The organism is Bradyrhizobium guangxiense, assembly GCF_004114915.1.
In the GTDB taxonomy this organism is placed as follows: Bacteria; Pseudomonadota; Alphaproteobacteria; order Rhizobiales; family Xanthobacteraceae; genus Bradyrhizobium; species Bradyrhizobium guangxiense.
Genome location: NZ_CP022219.1, coordinates 69,435 through 91,743 on the forward strand (window position 1 = coordinate 69,435; position 22,309 = coordinate 91,743).

Here is a 22,309-nt window from a genome sequence, read left to right on the forward strand (position 1 = left end):
ATGTTCGATCGCACGCAGCTTTCACGCCGCCGCTTTCTCTCCAATTTCGCCTTTGCCTCCGGCGCGGTCGCGACCGGGGTCGGCAGCTGGGTGATCCCGGCACCCTGGGCCAATGCGGCCGAAGCCCCGATCAAGGTCGGCATCGCCACCGACCTCACCGGCCCGATCGCCTATGCCGGCAATGCCGACGCCAATGTCGCGAAGATGGTGATCAAGGAGATCAACGCGGCCGGCGGCCTGCTCGGCCGTCCGCTCGAGCTCTACATCGAGGATACCGCCTCCAACGAATCCGTCGCCGTCGGCAACGTCCGCAAGCTGATCCAGCGCGACAAGGTCGATATGGTGCTCGGCGGCATCACCTCGTCGATGCGCAACGCGATCAAGGATCCGATCGTGGCGCGCGGCAAGACGCTCTACATCTATCCGCAGCTCTACGAGGGCAAGGAGTGCACGCCCTATCTGTTCTGCACCGGCCCGACGCCGGCGCAGCAATGCGACGAATTCATCCCCTGGCTGATCAAGAACGGCGGCAAGAAGTTCGCGCTGCCGAGCGCCAACTATGTCTGGCCGCACACGCTCAATGTCTATGCCCGCAAGGTGATCGAATCCAACGGCGGCGAGGTGGTGTTCGAGGAATATTATCCGCTCGACCAGGTCGACTTCTCCGCAACCGTCAACCGCATCATCTCCAACAAGGTCGACGTCGTCTTCAACACCGTCATCCCGCCGGGCGTCGGGCCGTTCTTCAAGCAGCTCTATGAAGCTGGTTTCCTCAAGAACGGCGGGCGGCTCGCCTGCGTCTACTATGACGAGAACACGCTCAACATCAATCAGGCCGCCGAGATCGAGGGCCTCGCCAGCTGCCTGGATTATTTCAAGGTGCTGACCAAGGAGAACCCGTTCGACGCAAAGATCCAGGCAGCCTATGAGAAGGATTTCCCCGGCAACTTCCTGTTCGCCGCCGGCAGTGCTGCCACCGGCACCTATCGCGGCCTCAAGCTGTGGGAAGCCGCCGTGAAGCAAGCCGGCAAGATCGACCGCGACTCGGTTGCCGCCGCGCTCGACCACGCCAAGATCGCCGAAGGTCCGGGCGGACCTGCGGAGATGGTCCCCGGCAAGCGGCATTGCAAGATGAAGATGTACACCGCGGTCGCCAAGGGTGGAAACTACGAGATCGTCGCGCGCAGCAACGGCCTCGTCGATCCCAAGGAATGCTGAGGTGGAATGCTGAAGCCGATGAGTGTGGTAAGACAGGCCATCGTCGCCGACGCGGACGATGAAGCGGGCGGTGCGATGGCTGATGGCGCAGTGGCGGAACAGGCCAATGACCGCGTCAAGGCAGGACGAAACATCCTGCCCATCGTCGAGGGGGCCGTGCTCCTCGCGGCGCTGCTCGCGCCGCTGGTGCTGCAGGACTATCTCACGGTGTTCGCGACGCGCGTGATCATCCTGGCGCTGTTCGCGCTGTCGTTCGACCTGGTCTGGGGTTATGCCGGCATCATGAGCTTCGGCCAGGCCCTGTTCTTCGGCTCGGCCGGCTATGGCGTGGCGCTGCTCGCGCGCGACCTCGACATCACCAATATCTTCCTGGTGCTGCCGGCCGGCACGTTGATCGGCCTCACCTTCGCGCTGCTGCTCGGCGGCTTCCTGCTGCTGGGGCGGCATCCCTCCAGCGTGATCTTCGTCTCGCTGGGCACGCTGACCGGCTCCTACGCCGCCGATCGCCTGGCGCGCGGCTGGTATTATCTCGGCGGCCAGAACGGCATCCCATCGATCGCGCCGATGTCGCTCGGTACTTACGAATTCACGGAAGGTCCCGCGTTCTATTATCTCGTGCTCGGCATCCTCGTCGCGGTCTACCTGCTCTGCCGCTTCCTGGTGCGCTCGCAGTTCGGCCTCGCGCTCGCGGGGCTCCGCGAGAACGAGCAGCGCATCGCCTTCTTCGGCTACAAGGCGCAGCACCTGAAAGCGATCATCTTCACCATCGGCGGCGCCATCGCAGGCCTCGCCGGCAGCCTCTATGCCTTCCACGAAGGTTTCGTCTGGCCCAACATGGTCGGCGTCGTGGTCTCGACGCAGGTGGTGCTCTACGTGCTGTTCGGCGGCTCGGGCACGCTGATCGGCGCCGTCATCGGCGCGGTGATCGTCGAGGGCGTCAGCTTCTGGCTGTCGGACAACTACCGCGACATCTGGCCGATCATCCTGGGCCTATTGCTGCTGCTGGTGATCCTGTTCCGGCCGCTCGGCCTGATCAGCTTTGTCCTCGGCGAGCGCGAGCGGGTCGGCAGCTTCGGCGCCAAGGTCAAGGAAAACTTCAAGGAGAAGCGCAATGCTCCTTGAAGCCGCGGGCATCAAGAAAGTCTTCGGCAAGCTCACCGCGCTCGACGGCGCGGCGCTCACCGTCGGCGAGAACGAGTTCCACGGCCTGATCGGTCCGAACGGCTCGGGCAAGAGCACGCTGATGAAGTGCATCGCCGGCGCCGAGGTGCCGACGCAGGGCAAGGTGTCGTTCGTCAACACCGACATCACCGCGTTCACGCCGACCGAACGCGCGCGGGCCGGCATGAGCCTGAAATTCCAGATCACATCCGTGCTGCCCTCGCTGACGCTCTACGACAACATCCTGCTCGCGCTACAGGCCCATTGCTCGCTGGTCGACCTCGTGTTCTCGCGCACCAGAGGCGCGCTGCACGATCAGGTCATGACCATGCTGAGGCAGTTCCGCCTCGCTGATCGTGCTTTCGATGCCGCCGCGGCCCTGTCGCACGGCCAGCAGCAATGGCTGGAGATCGCGATGGCGCTCGCGGGCAAGCCGAAATTGCTGCTGCTCGACGAGCCGACCGGCGGCATGAGCCTGGAGGAGCGCCGCGTCCCCGGCGAGCTGCTCCAGCCGATCAAGCAGCATTGCTCGCTGGTCATCGTCGAGCACGACCTCGATTTCATTCGCGACATCTGCGATCGCCTTACCGTGCTCGACCAGGGCAGGGTGCTGGCGTCAGGCACGGTGTCGGAGATCCAGGCCAACACATCCGTCCAGGAGATCTATCTGCGCCGTGCCTGAATTTTTGGACATCAAGCATCTCGACGCCGGCTATGGCCGCAGCCAGGTCCTGTTCGACGTCACGCTCGGCATTCCCTGGCGCGGCGGTGTCGCCGTGCTCGGCCGCAACGGCGCCGGCAAGACCACGCTGATGAAGACCATCGTCGGCGAGCTGCCGGCGTGGAAGGGCGAGCTCGCCTTCGACGGCCGCGACATCAGCCGCCGCGCCACCCAGGAGCGCGTCCGCGCCGGCATCGGCTATGTGCCGCAGGAGCATTCGGTGTTCGCACGCCTGTCGGTGCGCGACAATCTCGCGGTCGGCTCGCTGGCGAACAAGGATTCCTCGGCGGTCGACCGCGTGCTGGCCATCTTCCCGAAGCTCGGCCAGCGTCTCGACCAGCCCGCCGGCACGCTGTCCGGCGGCGAGCGCAAGATGCTCGCGATCGGCCGCGCCATGCTGGGCGATCCAAAGCTGCTGCTGCTGGACGAGCCCACCGAAGGGGTCTGGATCGGCGTCATCGAGGAGATCACCGAGCGCCTGATCGAGCTCGCCAAGACCATCGCCGTCATCATCGTCGAGCAGCACCTCGATCTGGCTTTGCGAGTCGCCGACTACGCCTACGTGCTCGACCGCGGCCGCGTCGCGCTGCAGGGCGAGGCGGGCGAGGGGAGGGGCAATCCGGAGTTGATGCGCTATCTGGCGCCGTAGGGATATGGCCCTTTGCGCGAGCTGAGCACGCGCCTCGTCCTTCGAGACGATCGCTTCGCGGTCTCCTCAGAAGCCCCCTCGGGCGTTCCGGCGGTCACGCATGGTGCCCTGGCTCGGGCCAAACCAGATGCGATCTTAATGAGAGCCTGGCTACGCGGGCAGCCGCGACCGATAGGGCGCTGTCAGAAGCAGCATGAAAAGTGCTCTTTCGGCCTGGTACCTTGCGGCAGATCGACTTGATTCCCGCCCCTGCGCCATGACCGCTCCTTCGCGGGTGCAGACGTTCCAGGCCCATCTTTTTCGCCTGCGCTGCACCAAAGTCATTTCGAATGTCGGAAACTCCGGTCTGACCATTGTCGCCGCTTCTCGCCATGCATCCAGCCGGACAAACTTGAACCCGGAGGGCCGACCCATGTCTTCACCCATTTGGGTGAAAGAGGAGTTTGCAGATGCCAAGGCAAGTCCGATCTGGACCGTCGGGCGCAAGGGGGATGAGGGATGTATTTGGGGAGGTATAGGCAGTCAGCCGCCGCGCAACGCCTTGCCAGCGAGTAAGCTGACAAGCTCCTGCTGACGGGAAAGGCCGGTCTTCGACAGCACGGCTTTGAGCTGCGTGCGCACCGTCTCTCGCGTCACGCCGATTCTTGCCGCGAGGGCATCAACCGATCCGGCCTGCGCAACGCCACGTGCGACCTGGGCCTCTGCCGGCGTCAGGTCGAACAGCCCTTGCAGGACTTCCGCGCTCGGGACCGCGCCGCGATCGACGGGTGTCACGATGAGCATGAAGGTGGCTTGCGTGAAGATATCGCGCGCCGATCCGCGCACCGGGACGACATGCACGACCATTGGTACGCGACCCATGGCCGCTGCGATGGCGAGGGACTTGACGCCCCGGCTGTTGCCGACGAACGAGCTCCCCAGCGCCGCCGAGAACAATCCGTCCGCAGTGACATCGGTCAGAGTCAGCCGCTCTGCGCGGTCTTGGAATAGCGACGGCATCAGCGCTTCGAACAGCCCGTTCGCCGCGAGTAATTTGCCCCGTTCGCGCAAGATTGCTCCGGGCAGCCCGATGGCCTGCAATGCATCGGCTTTCGCGCGTGCGCGCTCGAAGCCAAGCCGGTTTGCAGTCAGAGACGCCCGCGCCAGATGAGGCCTCAGGCCATCGAGGAAGGAGACGATCTCGCGCGGCACCGGCCCGTTGTCTTGGTGTCGCGGCATGACGATCGCAATGGAATCGCCGCTCGGTATCGGAATGATGGTCCCGGCTCTGTAGCCGATTCCGTGCCTGCGGTAGAAATTGCAGTACACGTCATTGGTCGCGATCTCCTCTTCCGATACAAGGTCTCCATCGTTGAGGAAGCCGGCGTAGTTGAGGGCGGCGGCACGCGGCAGCAGCGGATCGCGCTCGCTCCATCCATCTTCCAGAAAAAGATGCATGGTCTGGTCGTGATTGACGGAATTGATCCCGCTGACATAGCCGTCGCGTACCGCGAAAAGCAGTCCGCCATTGCCGCCAATGGCGTTACCGATCTCATTGAGGACCTCGGGCCACAATGACGGTATCAGCCCGGCCTCGTAAATGCGGTCGATCAGGTGATCGAGATGCCCAAATCCACTCATGCGCAGCGCGTAGGAGCAAACGCCGCAACTATAGCCGGGTGACCGGGCGACGCAATCCGGCACATCCAGAGGCGTTCCGGATTTATGGAGGGAACCAACCCGACGTCGTGCTTGGCTTATGCCGGAAGGCGCGGCATCGTCCCTACTTCATCGCCCCGAAGCGGCTGTCGAACGAGTTCGACGACACCACCGGTGCGGCGCCGGCCATCTGGCCGCTCTCAGCCGCGCCATCGCTTAGCGACGGCTTCAGCGCCGGACGCGTCTGGGCCAGCCGCGTATCGGGCTTTGCCGGCTCGGCGGGCTTGGCCGCCGCAACTGCCGGCTTGGGCGCGTCCTTCGCGGCATCCTTAGGCTTGTCGTGCCCCGGCACGAACCGGGTCACCGCGGCTTTCAGTCGGGACGCCGCGGTTGTCGGCGTCGGCGTCGCGGCGGCCGGGGCCACGGAGGCGGTGGCCTGAGGCGGCGTGGTTGTCGCCGTGGTATCGGCGGTGCCGAGGCCCATCTTGCGGCCGAGGTTGGAGAAGAAGCCTCCGGATTTCTCGCCGGATTTGTCCTGGGACTTCTCGGCAGGCTGGGCCGAGGCGACGCGGGTGCTGGTGGCGGGCACGGCAACCACAGGCTCTTCCTGCGGCGCAGGCGCGGACGCCACTGCATCGAGATTGGGCTTGGGCGGATTGACGTGGCCGGGAATCGTGCCCGGTGCCTTGGCCATCGCCAGCATCTGCAGCGTGGTGCCTTCGGCGCCCTCGGACAGGCCGGTCGAGCCTTCCGGAATCTTGGCGGCGAACACCTTGTTCATGCCGCCGTCGATGCCGGTGTTCATGCGCGCCACCGGCGTACCCTTGGCGACGAGCCTGGCGACCGCGGTCTCGTCCTGCTGCTGCTTCTCGCGGACGGCGCTCGCGATCTCCTCGGGGACCACATAGGCCGGGCACTTGGCTGAGGCGTCGAACACCGGATCGCGCTTGGCATCGGCCGGTTTGGCGGCATCGAAGACGTACTTCTTCTCGCAGAAATCGACCTTCGGCTCCTGCCGCGTCACCTCGAAATGATCATAGCCTTCCTTGATCATCTTCCAGAACGGCATGTTCGGATTGTTCCGGTGCTTGGCCATGTTCACCGGCGTCATCTTGAACGGATAGGCCTGCAGCTGGAACGCCTTCTGGCCGCCGAAGAAGGATTCGCGCCCGAGCGAATAGATCTCCGCGATCTGCTCGTCCGTCATCGCGTAGCAGCCGCGCGAAGAACAGTCGCCATGCACCATCAGCTGCGAGCCGGTGCGGCCCAGCGCCTTGTCGAACGCGTTCGGATAGCCGGTGTTGAACGACAGGTAATAGGCCGATTGCGGATTCATCTGGCTCGGGTTGATCGAGTAGAATCCTTCCGGCGCCTGGCGGTCGCCTTCGCGCACCTTGGGGCCGAGGTCGCCCGACCAGCGGCAGATCGGGTAGGTCTTGAGCAGCGCGAACTGGCCCGAGCGGGTCTGCTTCCAGACCTCGAGCTCGGCCTCCTGCTTGAACAGGCGGACCAGGATCGGCGATTGCAGATCCATGTCCTTCTCAGCCATCGCGGCGATCAGCTTCGGCGGAACCGGCTGATTGGCCTTGGCATTGGTCGCGAGCGAGACCTGGTCGGTGTCGCAGCCGGCGAGCAGAACGCTGGCCGTCATCAACGCAACCGACGCCAAGAGCGCGCGAGCAAGCGAACGAGAAATCAAGATGGACCCCACACCGTGCCGGGCAGAGAGCGCAAACCCCGATTGTCTTGGAGCATGATCCGACCGGCGAACCGGACCCGTCATGACGGGCTTTTTCAGCTCACGCCCCAGCGCTTATGCCCTGAAGCCATTGATTAAAATTCTAACCTCTGGGTCATGTGGTCGCAACCCGAGCGGGGATCACGAGCCCGTTGGCCCATTGGCATGGTCAACGAAGACTGAATGGACGCGACTTTGGGCCGTATTTTTGGGCCGTACTTGGGCTTTTTCAGCCCATCGGGACTCAGATCGCTGATTTGGGCAAAAAAAGGGTTAATACGGGGGTACCGGGTGGGCCAGCCGTCATTCCGGGGCGGTGCAAAGCACCGAAGCCGGAATCTCTAGACTCCGAGTTCGCCCTGCGGGCGCCCCGGAATGACGTCCCGAAAAGGGCAAATCAGCCCAGTTTCCGGCCGATATCGAGGAATTTCTGCCGCCGCTGCTTGCGGATGGCATCGCCGTCCAGGCCGCGCAGCTCGTCGAAGGCCTTGGCGATGGCATCCCCCGTGGTGGCGATCATGGCGGCGGGGGCGCGGGGGGCACCGCCGACCGGCTCCTTCAGGATGGCGTCGATCACGCCGAAGCGGAGCATGTCCTGGGCGGTGATCTTCATGTTGTTGGCGGCTTCCTGCGCCTTGGTGCCGTCGCGCCAGAGGATCGAGGACGCCGCCTCCGGCGAGATCACGCTGTAGATGGCGTGCTCCAGCATCAAGACCTTGTTGGCGGTGGTGATGGCGATGGCGCCGCCGGACATGCCCTCGCCGGTGATGATCGCGACATTTGGTACGGTCAGCGCCAGGCACGCATCGGTCGAGCGCGCGATCGCCTCGGCCTGGCCGCGCTCCTCGGCGCCGATGCCGGGATAGGCGCCGGCGGAATCGGCCAGCGACAGCACCGGCAGGCCGAACCGTTCGGCCATCTCCATCAGCCGCACGCATTTGCGATAGCCTTCGGGCCGCGCCATGCCGAAATTGTGCCGGATCCGGCTCTCGGTGGAATCGCCCTTTTCCTGGCCCATCACGCAGATCGGCTCGCCGCGGAAGCGGCCGAAGCCGGCGACCAGTGCCTCGTCCTCGCCGAACTTGCGGTCGCCGGCGAGCGGCGTGAATTCGGTGATCAGGCCCTTGATGAAGTCGTTGAAATGCGGTCGCTGCGGATGCCGCGCCACCAGCGTCTTCTGCCACGGCGTCAGGTTTTGATAGAGGTCGGCCAGCGCCTGCGCCGCCTTGTCCTCGATCCGTCCGATCTCATCGGTGATGTCGGTGCCCGAGGCGGCGAGCGCGCGCAATTCGTCGACCTTGGAGTCGAGCTCGGCGACGGGCTTTTCGAAGTCGAGATAGCTGCGCATCTGGTCTTGCATCAACTCAATATAGGGAGGACGGGGCTAGCGAGCGAAGCGGATTTAGGTTTGGATAAGAAGTGTAGCTTCTTCAATGGCTTGGCCTGTGTGCTGCTGGCGGCGCGCCAAACCAGTCCAAAGGCCCCGGCTCTTTCTGCGGAGATGTCGCCGAAGTCAAGGCGGTTTCCTTCCCCCGCTGTCGTCCCTGCGAACGCAGGGACCCATAACCACAGGGAGAAGTTTGGCGAAGACTGGCGGTGAAGTGGTCTTCCCGAGGTATTCACTCTGCCCGTCACAGACAGATCACGCGGTATGGGCCCCTGCGTTCGCAGGGGCGACAGCCAATTACTTCTCCGCCAGCGGGTGCAGGTCGCGCACCAGGCTCTTCAGCCGCTCCTCGACCACATGGGTGTAGATCTGGGTCGTGGAGATGTCGGTGTGGCCGAGCAGGGTCTGCACGATGCGCAAATCGGCACCATTGTGCAGGAGGTGGCTGGCAAAGGCGTGACGCAGCACATGCGGGGAGACCAGCCGGGCCTGCAGGCCCGAGGCGACCGCGAGCTCCTTGAGGTCGCGGGCAAAGTGCTGGCGCGTCAGATGCCCGCTCTCGCCGAACGAGGGGAACAGCCATTTCGAGGCGGCGAGGCTGTCCTTCTTTGTCTCGGTCTTCGCGGCCTCCGTCGCCGCAAGATAATCCGCCATCGCCTGCCGTGAGGCCTCGTTGAGCGGCACCAGGCGTTCCTTGTTGCCCTTGCCGCGCACCACGATCATGCGGGCGTCGCGCTTGGCCGCCGAGCGCGGCAGCGCCACCAGCTCGGAGACGCGCAGGCCCGTGGCATAGAGCACCTCGAGCAGGCAGTAGAGCCTCAAAGCGCGCAGCCGCTTTGCGGGCGAGGCATCCTCCGCCTCGCTCAATTCCCTGGCGCGGCGGAGCATGCGGTCGACATCTGATATCGACAGCACCTTCGGCAGGCCGCGGCCGCGCTTGGGGCCGGACAGGATCGCGGCGGGATCCTCAGCTCGGATGCGCTCGTTCAGCAGGAAGCGATAGAGATGCCGCATCGCCGACAGCCGTCGCGCGACGCTGGTGGATTTGAAGCCGCGGCTGTCGAGATCGGCGAGATAGTCACGCAGCGTTTGCGTCTCGGCGTCCGCAAAGCTGTGGCCGACGCGGCCCAAGAATTCCGAAAAATCGGTGAGGTCGCGGCGATAGGCGTCGAGCGTGTTAGGCCCGGCGCCCTGTTCCGCCGCGAGCATGTCGAGGAACAGGCCGGTGAGCTTGGCGTCTGAGGGCGGGTTGCGCATGCCCTTCAGGCTAGCTCCTATTTCTTGAGAAACTTGTCAGGCGGAATCGTCACCGTCATTTCCCGCGACTTGGGGCTGACGAAGTTGGCCAGTGCGAAGACCACGCCATAGACGATGCCGGCAATCACGGCGACGACCGTCAGGAAGCGGAACAGGCTGGGCATCGTTGCAGGGTCTCAGCTAAAGGGACTTTTCGGTCAGGCGCTTTTCGTCAGGCCCTTGGCGGGCAAATTAACCAATGAAATCATCCAACATGTTCGCCGTTTCGTGGCAAGAGTCCTCTGGCGAGGGCCCCCTTGGGGTCGTATAGGTGGCCCAAGCCTGCCGCCTTGGGCGGCAGATCGAGATCCAATCGAGCGAGACATGTCCGACGCTGCGTTGCCGATACCAGCTTCGCCCGAAGCCGACATCTTGTCGGCGCTGGGAACGCGCTCGATCGTGCTCGTCGGTATGATGGGGGTGGGCAAATCCACCATCGGCCGTCGCATGGCGGCCCGGCTCAAGCTGCCGTTCATCGATGCCGACACCGAGATCGAGACCTCGGCCCAGATGACCATCCCGGAGATCTTCGAGCGCCACGGCGAGCCCTATTTCCGTGACGGCGAGGCGCGGGTGATCGCGCGGCTGCTCGACGGCGGGCCGGTGGTGCTGGCGACCGGCGGCGGCGCCTTCATGCGGGAGGAGACGCGCGCGCGCATCGCGGCGAAGGCGGTTTCGATCTGGCTCAAGGCGGACCACGACGTCATCATGCGCCGGGTGCGCCGCCGCGCCGATCGTCCACTGCTGCAGACCGCCGATCCCGAGGGAACCGTGACGCGCCTGCTCCCCGAGCGGGAGCCGGTCTACGGCCATGCCGACCTCACCATCGCCTCGCGCGACGTGCCGCACGACAGGATCGTCGAGGAATGCATTGAGGCGCTGCGCGCCCATCTGTGCGGCGAACGGGCCGCCGAACCACCTGCCGACGTTGCGAGTGCGTTGAGATGACTGCTCCGTTGAAACATGCCGATCCCGTCAATGTCGAGGTCGCGCTGGAGAACCGCGCCTATGACATCGTCATCGGCCGCGGCGTGCTGGCCTCGCTCGGCGAGCGGGTCGCAGCATTGCGGCCGGGCGTGCGCACCGCGATCGTGACGGACCGCACGGTGGCAAAGCACTGGCTCGAACCGACCGAGGCCTCGCTCGCCGCGGCCGGCATTCCGACCTCGCGCATCGTGGTCGAGGAAGGCGAGATCTCGAAGACCTATGCTGGCCTGGAGAAGGTTAGCGAAGCCCTGATCGCCGCGAAGATCGAGCGCAACGATCTCGTCATCGCGCTCGGTGGCGGCGTGGTCGGCGATCTCGCCGGCTTTGCCGCGGCGATCCTGCGTCGCGGCGTCGATTTCGTGCAGGTGCCGACCTCGCTCCTGGCGCAGGTCGATTCATCCGTCGGCGGCAAGACCGGCATCAACTCGCCGCAGGGCAAGAACCTGCTGGGGGCCTTCCACCAGCCGGTGCTTGTCGTCGCCGACACCGCCGTGCTCGACACGCTGTCGCCGCGCCAGTTCCGCGCCGGCTATGCCGAGGTCGCCAAATATGGCGTGCTCGGGGATGAAGCCTTCTTCGGCTGGCTGGAGAAGAACCATTCCGACATCTTCAAGGGCGGTTCGGCGCGCGAGCACGCGATTGCAACCTCCTGCCGCGCCAAGGCCGGCGTGGTGTCGCGCGACGAGCGCGAGACCGGCGAGCGCGCGCTGCTCAATCTCGGCCACACCTTCGGCCACGCGCTGGAAGCGGCGACCGGTTTCTCCGACCGCCTGTTCCATGGCGAGGGCGTCGCGATCGGCATGACGCTGGCGGCGCAGTTCTCGGCAAGGCTCGGGATGATCGGCGCGGCCGATGCCGCACGCATCGAGCGTCACCTGATCGAGGCCGGCCTGCCGACGCGCCTGCAGGACATCGCGGGCTTTGCCCAGGAAGGGCTCGCCGATGCCGACGCGCTGATGGCCCTGATGGCGCAGGACAAGAAGGTCAAGCGCGGCAAGCTCACCTTCATCCTGCTGGAAGCCGTCGGGCGCGCGGTGATCGCAAAGGATGTCGAGCCGGCGCCGGTGCGCGACTTCCTGAAGGACAAGCTCGCCCTCAAGGCGTGATACTGGCTCTGTCGAGTGATGCATGGACTGGCTCGGATTCACCATCGTCGTCCTCTGCCTCTTGGTCTCGGCGTTCTTCGCCGCCAGCGAGACCGCGCTGACCGGCGCCTCGCGCGCCAGCATGCTGAGGCTCTCCAAGCAGGGTAATCGCGACGCCGACGTCGTCTCCGATCTGCTCGACATGCGCGAGCGCCTGATCGGCGCGCTGCTGCTCGGCAACAACATCGCCAATATCGGCTCCTCGGCGATCGCGACCGCCATCTTCACGGCCTGGTTCGGCGATGTCGGCGTGCTCTATGCGACCGGCGTGATGACCGCGCTGGTCGTGATCTTCGCGGAAGTGCTGCCCAAGACCATCGCCATCAACGCGCCCGATCGCGTCGCGCTCGCGGTGGCCCGCCCGATGCGGCTCACCATGTACGTGCTCGGGCCGCTGCTGCGCATCGTCGAAGTCGTCGTGCGCCTCTTGCTGCGCCTGTTCGGCCTCGCCGGCGAGCACCAGGCGATCCTGTCACCGACCGAGCGTCTGCGCGGCGCGGTCGACCTGCTGCATCACGAGGGCAAGTTCGAGAAGCAGGACCGCGACATGCTCGGCGGTCTCCTGGACTTGCGCGAGCTCCAGGTCTCCGACGTCATGATCCATCGCACCGAGATGATGATGATCAACGCCGACCTGCCGCCGGAAGAGCTGGTGCGCGAGGTGCTGGCGACCGAGTACACCCGCATTCCGCTGTGGCGCGAGAAGCCGGAGAACATCATCGGCGTGCTCCACGCCAAGGATCTCTTGCGCGCGATCCGTGCCTCGGATGGCGACACCTCGCGCATCGACGTCTCCACCATCGCGCTGCCGCCCTGGTTCGTGCCGGAGATGCGGCCCGTGTCCGATCAGCTGAAGGCATTCCGCCGCCGCAAGACCCATTTCGCGCTGGTCGTCGACGAGTACGGCGAAGTTGAAGGTCTCGTGACGCTGGAAGACATTCTGGAAGAGATCGTCGGCGATATCTCCGACGAGCACGACGTCGTGGTCGCGGGTGTGCGCGCCCAGCCGGACGGCTCGGTCGTGGTCGACGGCTCGGTGCCGATCCGCGACCTCAACCGCGCCATGGACTGGCATCTGCCTGATGAAGAGGCAACCACGGTCGCCGGCCTCGTCATTCACGAGGCGCGCTCCATCCCCGACCGTGGCCAGAGTTTCACCTTCCACGGCTTCCGCTTCCGCGTCCTCCGCCGCGAGCGCAACCGCATCACCGCGCTCCGTATTTCGCCGGTGCCGCGCGAGGCGGAGCTGGAAGAGGCCAAGCCGAGGCGGGCGGGGACGTCGTTCTAGACCCTCATAGTGAGGAGGCGCGTCAGCGCCGTCTCGAACCATGAAGGCCCGGCTGCGACATCGCGGCCTGCACCCTTCAAGACGCGCCCAAGAGCGCGCTCCTCAGGATGAGGGGAATGGCGTGATTTGCCTTGCGAATTGGCGGAGCTAGCTCCCGCCTTCCCCCGGCGCCTTGGCCTGGATCGCCAGCGCGTGCACGCTGCCGGCAAGTTCCGCGGTCAGCGCTGAATTTATCATGCGATGGCGCTCGACCCGGCTCTTCCCTTTGAAGGCATCAGATACAATATAAACGCGGAAGTGCGTCTCGCCGCCGGGCCGATGGCCGGCATGGCCCTCATGCAAATGTGACTCGTCGACGACTTGCAGGCTTTCCGGCGTGAAAGCTTCCTGCAACTTGTTGCTGATAGTCTCGTGCATAACCATGTTGTGCCATTCGGGTGCAGAGGTCGCACCCCGTTATTTGCCGGGTTTGCCGCGAATTGCAATGTCAAGACTTGAAGGTTTTTGCATTGCGTAGTCAAAGTCAGCCATGCCGATCGATTCATCAAAATTCTTCGACTCCATCCGCGTCAAGCCGCGGGGCAAGCAGCCGGAAGTGAAACCGCGCGACACCGCGGTCAATTGCGAGTGGGCGGGCTGCGCCAACAAGGGCGCGCACCGCGCGCCGAAGGGCCGTGAGAACCAGCGCGAGTACTGGCACTTCTGCCTCGACCACGTGCGCGAGTACAACCAGAACTACAATTTCTTCTCCGGCATGAATGCCGAAGCCGTTGCGCGCTACCAGAAGGATGCGCTGACCGGCCATCGCCCGACCTGGAAGATGGGCGCCAATGGCGGCAAGAAGGGTGCGGAAGAGATCGACATGGCGTCCGATCCTTTCAGCATGTTCAGCGAGATCAACGGCCGCGCCAGCTGGCGCAAGGGTCCCGAAGCGGAGCCCAAGGCCGAGACGCGCAAGGTGATGAACGCCGAGCGCAAGGCGCTCCAGGTCATGGGCCTCGGCCCCAGCGCCACGCTCGCCGACGTCAAGACCAAGTACAAGGCGCTGGTGAAGCAGCACCACCCCGATGCCAACGGCGGCGACCGCTCCACCGAGGATCGCCTGATCGAGATCATCAAGGCGTATAATTATCTGAAGACGGTGGTGCGCGAGGCCTGAGCCTCTCGCCACATCCTCGGTTGTCGTCCCGGACAAGCGAAGCGCAGATCCGGGACCCACAACCCCAGGGAGCGGTTTGGCGAAGACTCGTAGTGAAAAAGTCTTCGCTGGTACTGACACCTTCATTCATCGATAAATCACGCGGCATGGGTCCCTGCCTTCGCAGGGACGACAGCGGAGGATTGGCTCCGCCATCGCCTCACCCAACCCTGCTGCGCACCTACGCCTCCGGCATCGCCCCGACATAAGACGAGCTCGGCCGGATCAACCGCCCCGTCCGCTGCTGCTCGCGGGCATGCGCGGTCCAGCCTGCGGCGCGCGCGACCGCGAAGATGGGCGTGAACGCCTGCCGCGGAATCGCCAGCGCATCGAGCAGGATCGCGGTGAAGAACTCGACATTCGTCTCCAGCGGCCGCTCCGGATTCTTCTTGCGCAGCGCGCTGCGGATATACGCCTCGACCTCGCCGGCAAAGGGCAGATCGGTGCCATCAGCCGCCAGCGCCTCGACCGCGGTCTTGAGCACGTCGGCGCGCGGATCGCGGACGCGATAGACGCGGTGGCCGAACCCCATCATGCGCTCGCCGCGGGCCAGCGCCGAATCCCCCCAGGGCTGGATCCGCTCGCGCGAGCCGATCGCATCGAGCATTTCCAGCACCGGCTCCGGCGCGCCGCCATGCAGCGGACCGGTCAGCGCGCAATAGCCGGCGGTGACGGCCGCGAACAGATCGGCCTGCGTCGAGGCCACCACGCGCGCGGTGAAGGTGGAGGCGTTCATGCCGTGATCGCTGGCGGTGACGAGATAGGCGTCGAGCGCCGTGACCTCGCGCGTTTCAGGCGCGCGCCCGTGCAGCATGCGCAGCGTGTCGGCGGCGTGGCTCACATTGGGATCGGGCGCGACCGGCTCCAGGCCCTTGGCGCGCCGGACCAGCGCGCCCGCGATCACCGGGAAAGCGCCGACGATCGTCGCCTCGTGCTCCAGCCCGTGCTCGGCGCGCAGTCCGGCGACGGCCGCCCGAAAACCGTCGATGATGCCCATGCCGCGCGTCACCGGCGCAGGTCCGGCAGCCGCGCGAAAGCGCGCTCGCGCGCCGCGCCCAGCTGTGAGCGCACATTGGCTTCGGTGAGGGTGGTCTTGCTGGCGCCGTTCCAGAGCCGGGCGGTGACGCCCTCGAAGCTCGAGATGGCGGCGAGCCGTCCGACATGCTCGCCGGCAATGATCAGCTCGCCGCGTTCGCCGTCGACATGGCTCAGCACGGTCTCGGCCGCGGGAATGCCGTCCAACCCGATCTGGCTTTTGGTGAGGTGGATGTTCATGGCCCAAATCTCCTGTTCACGGAGAACAAGGTCAGGCCTCTCGACACATTGATCAATCTTGATTACATGAATCAATATGAAAAATTCCGAGGGGCTCTACCTCTCCGCCCGGGAGGCCGCCGCGGAGCTCGCGATCTCGCCGGCCACGCTCTACGCCTATGTCAGCCGCGGCCTGATCCGCTCCGAGCCGACCCCGGACTCCAGGAAGAACCGCTACCGGGCCGAGGATGTCCGGGCGCTGAAGGAGCGCCGTGTGCCATCGCCAGAGCCACGGGGATTGCGCTCCTTCGACGCCGATCTGCCGGTCATGGACACGGAGATCTCGACCATCACCGAGGAAGGCGCGATCTATCGCGGCGTCAATTGCGTCGATCTCGCCGAGAACGACACGCTGGAGCACACCGCGACGCTGCTCTGGGATGTCGCCGATGTCGACCCGTTCGCTCCGGATAATCAGCCTGAGCTCTCCGAAGAAATGCGCGTGATTGCGGAGGCCGCACGCCGGGCGGCCCCGATCGACCGCGCCATCGCCGTGCTCGCACTGGCCGCGAGCGTCGATCCCCGCGCCTTCACCCGCGCGCCCGATGGCCGCGCCATGGTCGGCGGCCGCATCGTCCGCCTGCTGGTTGCGACCATGCTCAATGCCGAACCCTCGCCCGCACCGTTGCATCAGCAGATCGCAACCGCCTGGGCGGCGGACAACAAGCACGCGCCCGATCTGATCCGCCGCGCGCTGGTGCTGCTCGCCGATCACGAGCTCAACGCCTCGACCTTCACCGCGCGCTGCGCCGCTTCCACCGGCCTCAACCTCTATGATGCCGTCATCGCCGGCCTCGCGGCGCTGAAAGGCCCGAAGCATGGCGGCGCCGGCGTCCTGGCTTCGCAACTCGTCAAGACGCTGATCGATCGCGACGTCGCGCCTGTTGTGCGCGAGCGCGTCGCGCTCGGCGAGCGCTTTGCCGGCTTCGGCCACGGCGTCTACAAGCGCGGCGATCCCCGCGCGCAGTCGCTGCTCAACGCGCTCTCGCGCGCCGGCGCACCGCGCAAATTCACCCGCGAGGTGCCTGAGCGGATCGCGGAAGCCACCGGCGAGTTCGTCAACATCGACTATGCGCTCGCCGTGCTCGTGCACGCGCTGCGCCTGCCCGCAGGCAGCGAGCTCGCCTTGTTCGCGATGGCCCGCAGCGTTGGCTGGATCGCCCATGCCAGCGAGCAATTGCAGTTCGGCAAGCTGATCAGGCCGCGGGCAAGATATGTGGGACCCGCGCCGGGGCGAAGGGTGGGGGGCGCTGGTTAGAAACTCTGCGAGCGGGGCGCCCGACGACACCTTTGGTGTGGCGGCAGCCTAACCCCGCGGCTTTGCCGTTGCGACGATGCCGTTCTGGCGGCGACGGTAGTACCAGACACCAAGGCCCCCCACGATCGCCACGCCCACCACGGTCAGCATCCAGATGTGCTTGCCGACATGCGCATGGTGGTGCAGCCCGGCATATTCGTGCAGCGCCGACACCGCCAGCACGCCCGGCAGCACATGGGCGGGGGCCCAGACCAGGATCGCCGGGATGTTCACCGCGTAGAACTTCGCGGGCGTCATGCCGAGCGCGCCGGCCGTGACCGGGACGAAGGCGCGGATCGGCGGCACGAAGCGGGCGAAGAACACGGCCCAGGTGCCGAAGCGGTGGAAGAAGCTCTCGCTCTCGGCGACCACGCGCGGATAATTGGTCAGCGGCCAGGTGTTAAGGATCTCGCGCTGGCGCCGGTGCCCCGTCCAATAGGCCGAGCCGTCACCGAGCACGGCGCCGCTTGCTGCCGCCAGCAGCACCCATGGCAGCGCCAGCTCGCCGCCCGGAATCAGCGCGCTCAGTGCCAGGATGATGGTCGAGCCGGGGATCACCGATCCCACCACCGGAACGGCTTCGAGCAGCGCAGCCAGAAACAGGGTCAGATAGGCCAGCCACGGATGGGCGGAAACGAAGGCGATGAGGGGATCGAGAAAGGATGTCACGTCGTCTCTTGGAGGGCTGGAGCATGGGGGCTTCGGACCCTACATAAGTAGCTGCATACGGCCAAAGTGCCATTCGCACGGGACGGGCGTGACCCGCCTGAATTTGGGCGTGATTCGCAAGGCAGCCCTCCAAAAACTGCGTTCCTTGCCTATCTAGATGAAAAGACAACGGAACTTTGATTGGGGGGCGGGCTTCTGCCGGCTCCTTGTCTCTGATAGGTTGATTTTCAGCACCCAGCCGCAGCCAACGTGCGAATAACCGGTTTCGGGACCGCCCGGGACCTCGGAGGATTGATGACGACCGCCGCCATGTCCAAAGTTGAGGAAGTTTCCGGTTTGCCCGACATGAAGGTGTCGGTGCGCCAGGTGTTCGGGATCGACAGCGATCTCGAAGTCCCGGCCTATTCCGAAGTCGATCCTCACGTGCCCGAAGTCGATTCCGATTACCGCTTCGACCGCGCCACCACGCTCGCCATTCTCGCGGGCTTTGCCAAGAACCGCCGCGTGATGGTGACCGGCTATCACGGCACCGGCAAATCCACCCATATCGAGCAGGTCGCCGCCCGCCTGAACTGGCCCTGCGTGCGCGTCACCCTCGACAGCCACATCAGCCGTATCGACCTCGTCGGCAAGGACTCCATCGTGGTCCGTGACGGCAAGCAGGTCACCGAATTCCGCGACGGCATCCTGCCCTGGGCGCTCCAGCACAACGTCGCGCTGGTGTTCGACGAATACGACGCCGGCCGCCCGGACGTGATGTTCGTGATTCAGCGCGTGCTCGAAGTCTCCGGCCGCTTGACGCTGCTCGACCAGAACAAGGTGATCAAGCCGCACCCGGCGTTCCGCCTTTTCGCGACCGCGAATACGGTCGGCCTCGGCGACACCTCGGGCCTCTATCACGGCACCCAGCAGATCAACCAGGGCCAGATGGACCGCTGGTCGATCGTCACCACGCTGAACTATCTCAGCCATGACGAGGAAGTGGAGATCGTGCTGGCCAAGGCCAAGCACTATCGCACCCAGGAAGGTCGCGACATCGTCAACAAGATGGTGCGCCTTGCCGATCTCACCCGCAACGCCTTCGCAAATGGCGATCTGTCGACGGTGATGAGCCCGCGCACGGTGATCACCTGGGCGGAAAACTCGGACATCTTCGGAGATATCGGCTTCGCCTTCCGCGTCACCTTCCTCAACAAATGCGACGAGCTCGAGCGCCCCCTGGTCGCCGAGTTCTATCAGCGCTGCTTCAACGCCGAGCTGCCGGAATCGGCGGTGAACGTGGCGCTCAGCTGATCTTTCTCGCGGTATGTCGTCCCGGCGAACGCCGGGCGGCACGCCGCGTGATGCTCAATAGAACGACGCTGATAGTTTCCTGATACAGAGCGGCCGGTGGTTATGGGTCCCGGCGTTCGTCGGGACGACAGATAGGGTCAGATGACCACCTCCAACTCCAAATTCCGCAGCAACAAGGAAGCGCCGACCGAGCCGTTCAAGCGCTCGGTGGCGTCCTGCCTGAAGGCGATCGCCAAGTCGCCGGAGCTCGACGTCTCCTTCGCGGCCGAGCGGCCCGGTCTTGCGCCGGGCAAGGCGCGGCTGCCCGAGCCCGCGCGAAAGATGACCAAGCGCGATGCCGCGATCGTGCGCGGCCACGCCGATTCCATCGCGCTCAAGATCGCCTGTCATGACGCCAAGCTGCATCGCAAGCTGATGCCGGGCAATCCGCAGGCACGCGGCGTGTTCGAGGCGGTGGAGCAGGCACGGGTCGAGGCGATCGGCGCGCGCCGCATGGCGGGCGTCGCCAAGAACCTCACCGCGATGCTCGACGACCACTTCCACCGCGGCAAGTTCGACGAGATCACCGACCGCGCCGACGCGCCGCTGGCGGATGCTTTGGCGATGCTGGTGCGCGAGCGCCTGACCGGCCTCGCGCCTCCCACGGCCGCCAAGAAGATGGTCGACCTCTGGCGGCCGATTCTCGAGGACAAGATCGGCAAGCGGCTCGACCGGCTCGACAGCCTGGTCGAGGACCAGACCCGGTTCGGCGATGCCGTGCATGACCTGCTCTCGGCGCTCGAGCTCGGCGACGAGCGCAACGCCGACAGCGAGGACAACGACGACAACGACGAGAACCAGGACGGCGACAACGACCAGTCAGGCGCCGAAGGCTCGCCCGATTCCGATGCCGCGCAGGAAATGAGCGCCGACCAGGCGCAGGCGACATCCGAGGAGATGAGCGAGAGCGCGATGGAAAGCGCGCAGGCCTCGACCTCCGACACCTTCGACGACGGCGAGCTCGGCGACGACGAGACGCCGGGCGAGGCGACGCGCCCGAACCAGCACGGCAAGAACGAGCCGCGCGGGCCGGAATATCACGCCTTCGCGCCCAAGTTCGACGAGATCATCGCCGCCGAGGACCTCTGCGACCATGACGAGCTGGAGCGCCTGCGCGCCTATCTCGACAAGCAGCTGGCGCATCTTCAAGGAATCGTCGCCCGCCTCGCCAACCGGCTGCAGCGCCGGCTGATGGCGCAGCAGAACCGCGCCTGGGAGTTCGACCTCGAAGAGGGCATCCTCGACCCCGCGCGGCTGTCGCGCGTCGTCACCGATCCCTATCACCCGCTGTCCTTCATGCACGAGAAGGAGGCGACGTTCCGCGACACCGTGGTGACGCTGCTGCTCGACAATTCCGGCTCGATGCGCGGACGCCCGATCACGGTCGCCGCCACCTGCGCCGACATCCTCGCGCGCACGTTGGAGCGTTGCGGCGTCAAGGTCGAAATTCTCGGCTTCACCACGCGCGCCTGGAAGGGCGGGCAATCGCGCGAGGCCTGGCTTGCGGCCGGCAAGCCGGCCAATCCCGGCCGCCTCAACGATCTCCGCCACATCATCTACAAATCGGCGGATGCTCCGTGGCGTCGTGCGCGAAAAAATCTCGGCCTGATGATGCGCGAGGGTCTGCTGAAGGAGAACATCGACGGCGAGGCGCTGGACTGGGCGCACAAGCGCCTGCTCGGCCGGCCCGAGCAGCGCAAGATCCTGATGATGATCTCGGACGGCGCGCCGGTCGACGATTCCACGCTGTCGGTTAATCCCGGCAATTATCTCGAGCGGCATCTGCGTCACATCATCGAGGAGATCGAGACCCGCTCGCCGGTCGAGCTGATCGCGATCGGCATCGGCCATGACGTAACGCGCTACTATCGCCGCGCGGTGACGATCGTGGATGCCGAGGAGCTTGGCGGCGCCATCACCGAGAAGCTCGCCGAGCTGTTCAGCGAGACCAACACCGCACCCACGCAAGCGCCCGCTCGCCCGCGACGCAAATTGCATTCGTGAGCACGCTTTCATCCCGCCGCAGCTTCCTTACGCACGCGGCGGCGGGATTCTCCACCCTCGCCCTCTCTCGCCACGCGCTGGCGCAAGGCGCGGCCGAGCCGCCATCGCGCGCGCTTGCGATCGAGAACGCCGTCACCGAGCCCGTCAGGGTCGAGGTCAATGCGCGCGCCATTCCCAGTTTCGAGCCGCGCGACCGCACGCGCACGCGCTTCGGTTCGCTGGAGTATCGCAGCGGCCTGGTGCTGACCTCGCGCTATCGCGGCTTCGGCGGCTTGTCCGGCATCCGGCTCGATGCCAAGGGCGAGGGGTTTCTCGCGGTCTCCGACCAGGGCGGCTGGTTCACCGGCCGCATCCGCTATGCCGGCGGCAAGATGGCCGGCCTCGACGACGTCGAGGCCGCGCCGCTGCTCGGTGCCGAGGGGCGGCCGATCACGGACAAGCGCCTGTGGTGGGATTCGGAATCGATCGCGCGCGACGGCAATGTCGTCTATGTCGGGCTCGAGCGCGTCAACCAGATCCTGCGCTACGATTTCTCCAAAGGCGGCACGCACGCGCGCGGCGAGGTGATCCCGGTGCCGCCGGGCGTGCGCAGGCTGCCCTCCAACAAGGGGTTGGAGGCACTCGTCGTCGTGCCCAAAGAAAAGGACAAGGGCAAGGAACAATCCAAAGGCCAGGGCCAGCCGCTCGCGGGCACCCTGATCGCCTTCTCCGAGCGCGGGCTGGATGCCGACGGCAACCTCACAGCCTTCCTGATCGGCGGCCCGACGCCGGGCCAGTTCAGCGTGCGCCGCACCGAGAAATACGACATCAGCGACGCCGTGCTGCTGCCCTCCGGCGAGATACTGATCCTGGAGCGCAAATTCTCCTGGTTCACCGGCGTCAACATCCGCATCCGCTCGCTACAGCTGAAGTCGATCGCGCCGGGCGCGCTGGTCGACGGCCCTGCGCTGTTCGTCGCCGATCTCGGCCAGGAGATCGACAACATGGAAGGCATCGATGCCCACGTCACGCCCGAGGGCGAGACCGTGCTGACCCTGATCTCCGACGACAATTTTTCGATGCTCCAGCGCACGCTGCTGCTGCAATTCACGCTGGCGGAGTAGCCACCACTGTCGTCCCGGATCAGCGCTGACGCTTGACCGGGGCGACAGCGGAATGTGTGGCGTCATCTCGCGTCAAACCGTCATTGCGGAAATGCACGCCGTGGCTACCGGCCATTCCGCCGCGCGCCTAGCAATCGCCCGTGGGCACATTACACTCCAGCCAT

At 65.5% G+C, this 22,309-nt stretch carries 19 protein-coding genes and 1 pseudogene; 12 read left to right on the top strand and 8 right to left on the bottom strand.

Annotated elements, in window-relative coordinates; all coding sequences use genetic code 11:
* The 4 genes from X268_RS00300 to X268_RS00315 are packed head-to-tail and all read left to right on the top strand — an operon-like array spanning position 1 to position 3,749.
* Positions 1 to 1,218: a substrate-binding protein gene (locus X268_RS00300; protein ID WP_128923080.1), complete on the top strand. Its 1,218-nt coding sequence runs from the start codon at positions 1 to 3 to the stop codon at positions 1,216 to 1,218.
* Positions 1,219 to 1,224: 6 nt separating this feature from the next.
* On the top strand, positions 1,225 to 2,340 hold the full coding sequence (locus X268_RS00305; protein WP_128923081.1) for a branched-chain amino acid ABC transporter permease: 1,116 nt from the start codon (positions 1,225 to 1,227) through the stop codon (positions 2,338 to 2,340).
* The gene (locus X268_RS00310) at positions 2,330 to 3,061 is read left to right on the top strand and encodes an ABC transporter ATP-binding protein (protein WP_128923082.1); all 732 of its coding nucleotides are present in this window, start codon (positions 2,330 to 2,332) and stop codon (positions 3,059 to 3,061) included. The genes X268_RS00305 and X268_RS00310 overlap by 11 nt, the downstream gene beginning before the upstream one ends.
* Positions 3,054 to 3,749, top strand: a complete 696-nt coding sequence (locus X268_RS00315; RefSeq protein ID WP_128923083.1) for a branched-chain amino acid ABC transporter ATP-binding protein — start codon at positions 3,054 to 3,056, stop codon at positions 3,747 to 3,749. Before X268_RS00310 ends, X268_RS00315 begins: the two co-directional genes overlap by 8 nt.
* A 522-nt stretch (positions 3,750 to 4,271) precedes the next feature.
* Here X268_RS00315 and X268_RS00325 read toward each other — a convergent pair.
* From X268_RS00325 to X268_RS00345, 5 genes are all read right to left on the bottom strand, one after another.
* Positions 4,272 to 5,369 (bottom strand): helix-turn-helix transcriptional regulator, encoded by a 1,098-nt coding sequence (locus X268_RS00325; RefSeq protein WP_128923084.1) that lies wholly within the window; start codon positions 5,367 to 5,369, stop codon positions 4,272 to 4,274.
* A 142-nt stretch (positions 5,370 to 5,511) separates the two neighbouring features.
* A complete protein-coding gene (locus tag X268_RS00330; RefSeq protein WP_208764411.1) occupies positions 5,512 to 7,038 on the bottom strand; it encodes a L,D-transpeptidase family protein in 1,527 nt (508 codons plus the stop codon).
* Between the two features lie 484 nt (positions 7,039 to 7,522).
* Positions 7,523 to 8,485, bottom strand: a complete 963-nt coding sequence (locus X268_RS00335; RefSeq protein ID WP_128923086.1) for an acetyl-CoA carboxylase carboxyltransferase subunit alpha — start codon at positions 8,483 to 8,485, stop codon at positions 7,523 to 7,525.
* Between the two features lie 324 nt (positions 8,486 to 8,809).
* Positions 8,810 to 9,769 carry a site-specific tyrosine recombinase XerD gene (xerD, locus tag X268_RS00340; RefSeq protein ID WP_128923087.1) on the bottom strand — a complete coding sequence of 320 codons (960 nt, stop codon included), beginning with the start codon at positions 9,767 to 9,769 and terminating at the stop codon, positions 8,810 to 8,812.
* 17 nt (positions 9,770 to 9,786) lie between these two features.
* Positions 9,787 to 9,933, bottom strand: a complete 147-nt coding sequence (locus X268_RS00345; RefSeq protein WP_014439243.1) for a hypothetical protein — start codon at positions 9,931 to 9,933, stop codon at positions 9,787 to 9,789.
* Positions 9,934 to 10,132: 199 nt separating this feature from the next.
* Between X268_RS00345 and X268_RS00350 the strand changes: the two genes are divergently transcribed.
* Genes X268_RS00350 through X268_RS00360 form a run of 3 tightly spaced genes read left to right on the top strand, consistent with a single transcriptional unit; the run spans position 10,133 to position 13,228 of the window.
* Positions 10,133 to 10,756: a shikimate kinase gene (locus tag X268_RS00350; RefSeq protein ID WP_164937448.1), complete on the top strand. Its 624-nt coding sequence runs from the start codon at positions 10,133 to 10,135 to the stop codon at positions 10,754 to 10,756.
* Positions 10,753 to 11,901: a 3-dehydroquinate synthase gene (aroB, locus tag X268_RS00355; RefSeq protein WP_128923089.1), complete on the top strand. Its 1,149-nt coding sequence runs from the start codon at positions 10,753 to 10,755 to the stop codon at positions 11,899 to 11,901. The genes X268_RS00350 and aroB overlap by 4 nt, the downstream gene beginning before the upstream one ends.
* 22 nt (positions 11,902 to 11,923) lie before the next feature.
* The gene (locus X268_RS00360; protein WP_128923090.1) at positions 11,924 to 13,228 is read left to right on the top strand and encodes an HlyC/CorC family transporter; all 1,305 of its coding nucleotides are present in this window, start codon (positions 11,924 to 11,926) and stop codon (positions 13,226 to 13,228) included.
* Between the two features lie 147 nt (positions 13,229 to 13,375).
* Here X268_RS00360 and X268_RS00365 read toward each other — a convergent pair whose 3' ends face one another.
* Positions 13,376 to 13,651, bottom strand: coding sequence for a BolA family protein (locus tag X268_RS00365; protein WP_128923091.1), 276 nt, complete (start codon positions 13,649 to 13,651; stop codon positions 13,376 to 13,378).
* Between the two features lie 106 nt (positions 13,652 to 13,757).
* Between X268_RS00365 and X268_RS00370 the strand changes: the two genes are divergently transcribed.
* Entirely contained in the window at positions 13,758 to 14,387 is a 630-nt protein-coding gene (locus tag X268_RS00370; protein WP_128923092.1) for a J domain-containing protein, read from the top strand.
* A gap of 220 nt (positions 14,388 to 14,607) precedes the next feature.
* Here X268_RS00370 and X268_RS00375 read toward each other — a convergent pair.
* Positions 14,608 to 15,701 (bottom strand): annotated as a pseudogene (locus X268_RS00375) (citrate synthase/methylcitrate synthase).
* Positions 15,702 to 15,777: 76 nt separating this feature from the next.
* Here X268_RS00375 and X268_RS00380 point away from each other — a divergent pair.
* Positions 15,778 to 16,998 carry a citrate/2-methylcitrate synthase gene (locus X268_RS00380; protein ID WP_128923093.1) on the top strand — a complete coding sequence of 407 codons (1,221 nt, stop codon included), beginning with the start codon at positions 15,778 to 15,780 and terminating at the stop codon, positions 16,996 to 16,998.
* Positions 16,999 to 17,046: 48 nt separating this feature from the next.
* On the opposite strand, the gene X268_RS00385 is transcribed toward X268_RS00380, so the two are convergent.
* Positions 17,047 to 17,706, bottom strand: coding sequence for a DedA family protein (locus tag X268_RS00385; RefSeq protein WP_128923094.1), 660 nt, complete (start codon positions 17,704 to 17,706; stop codon positions 17,047 to 17,049).
* 309 nt (positions 17,707 to 18,015) lie between these two features.
* Between X268_RS00385 and cobS the strand changes: the two genes are divergently transcribed.
* The 3 genes from cobS (at position 18,016) to X268_RS00400 (ending at position 22,145) form a co-directional block, all read left to right on the top strand.
* Positions 18,016 to 18,999: a cobaltochelatase subunit CobS gene (gene cobS, locus X268_RS00390; RefSeq protein WP_430648248.1), complete on the top strand. Its 984-nt coding sequence runs from the start codon at positions 18,016 to 18,018 to the stop codon at positions 18,997 to 18,999.
* Between the two features lie 141 nt (positions 19,000 to 19,140).
* Positions 19,141 to 21,042 carry a cobaltochelatase subunit CobT gene (gene cobT / locus X268_RS00395; protein ID WP_128923096.1) on the top strand — a complete coding sequence of 634 codons (1,902 nt, stop codon included), beginning with the start codon at positions 19,141 to 19,143 and terminating at the stop codon, positions 21,040 to 21,042.
* On the top strand, positions 21,039 to 22,145 hold the full coding sequence (locus X268_RS00400; RefSeq protein ID WP_128923097.1) for an esterase-like activity of phytase family protein: 1,107 nt from the start codon (positions 21,039 to 21,041) through the stop codon (positions 22,143 to 22,145). Before cobT ends, X268_RS00400 begins: the two co-directional genes overlap by 4 nt.
* The last annotated feature ends 164 nt before the right edge of the window (positions 22,146 to 22,309 follow it).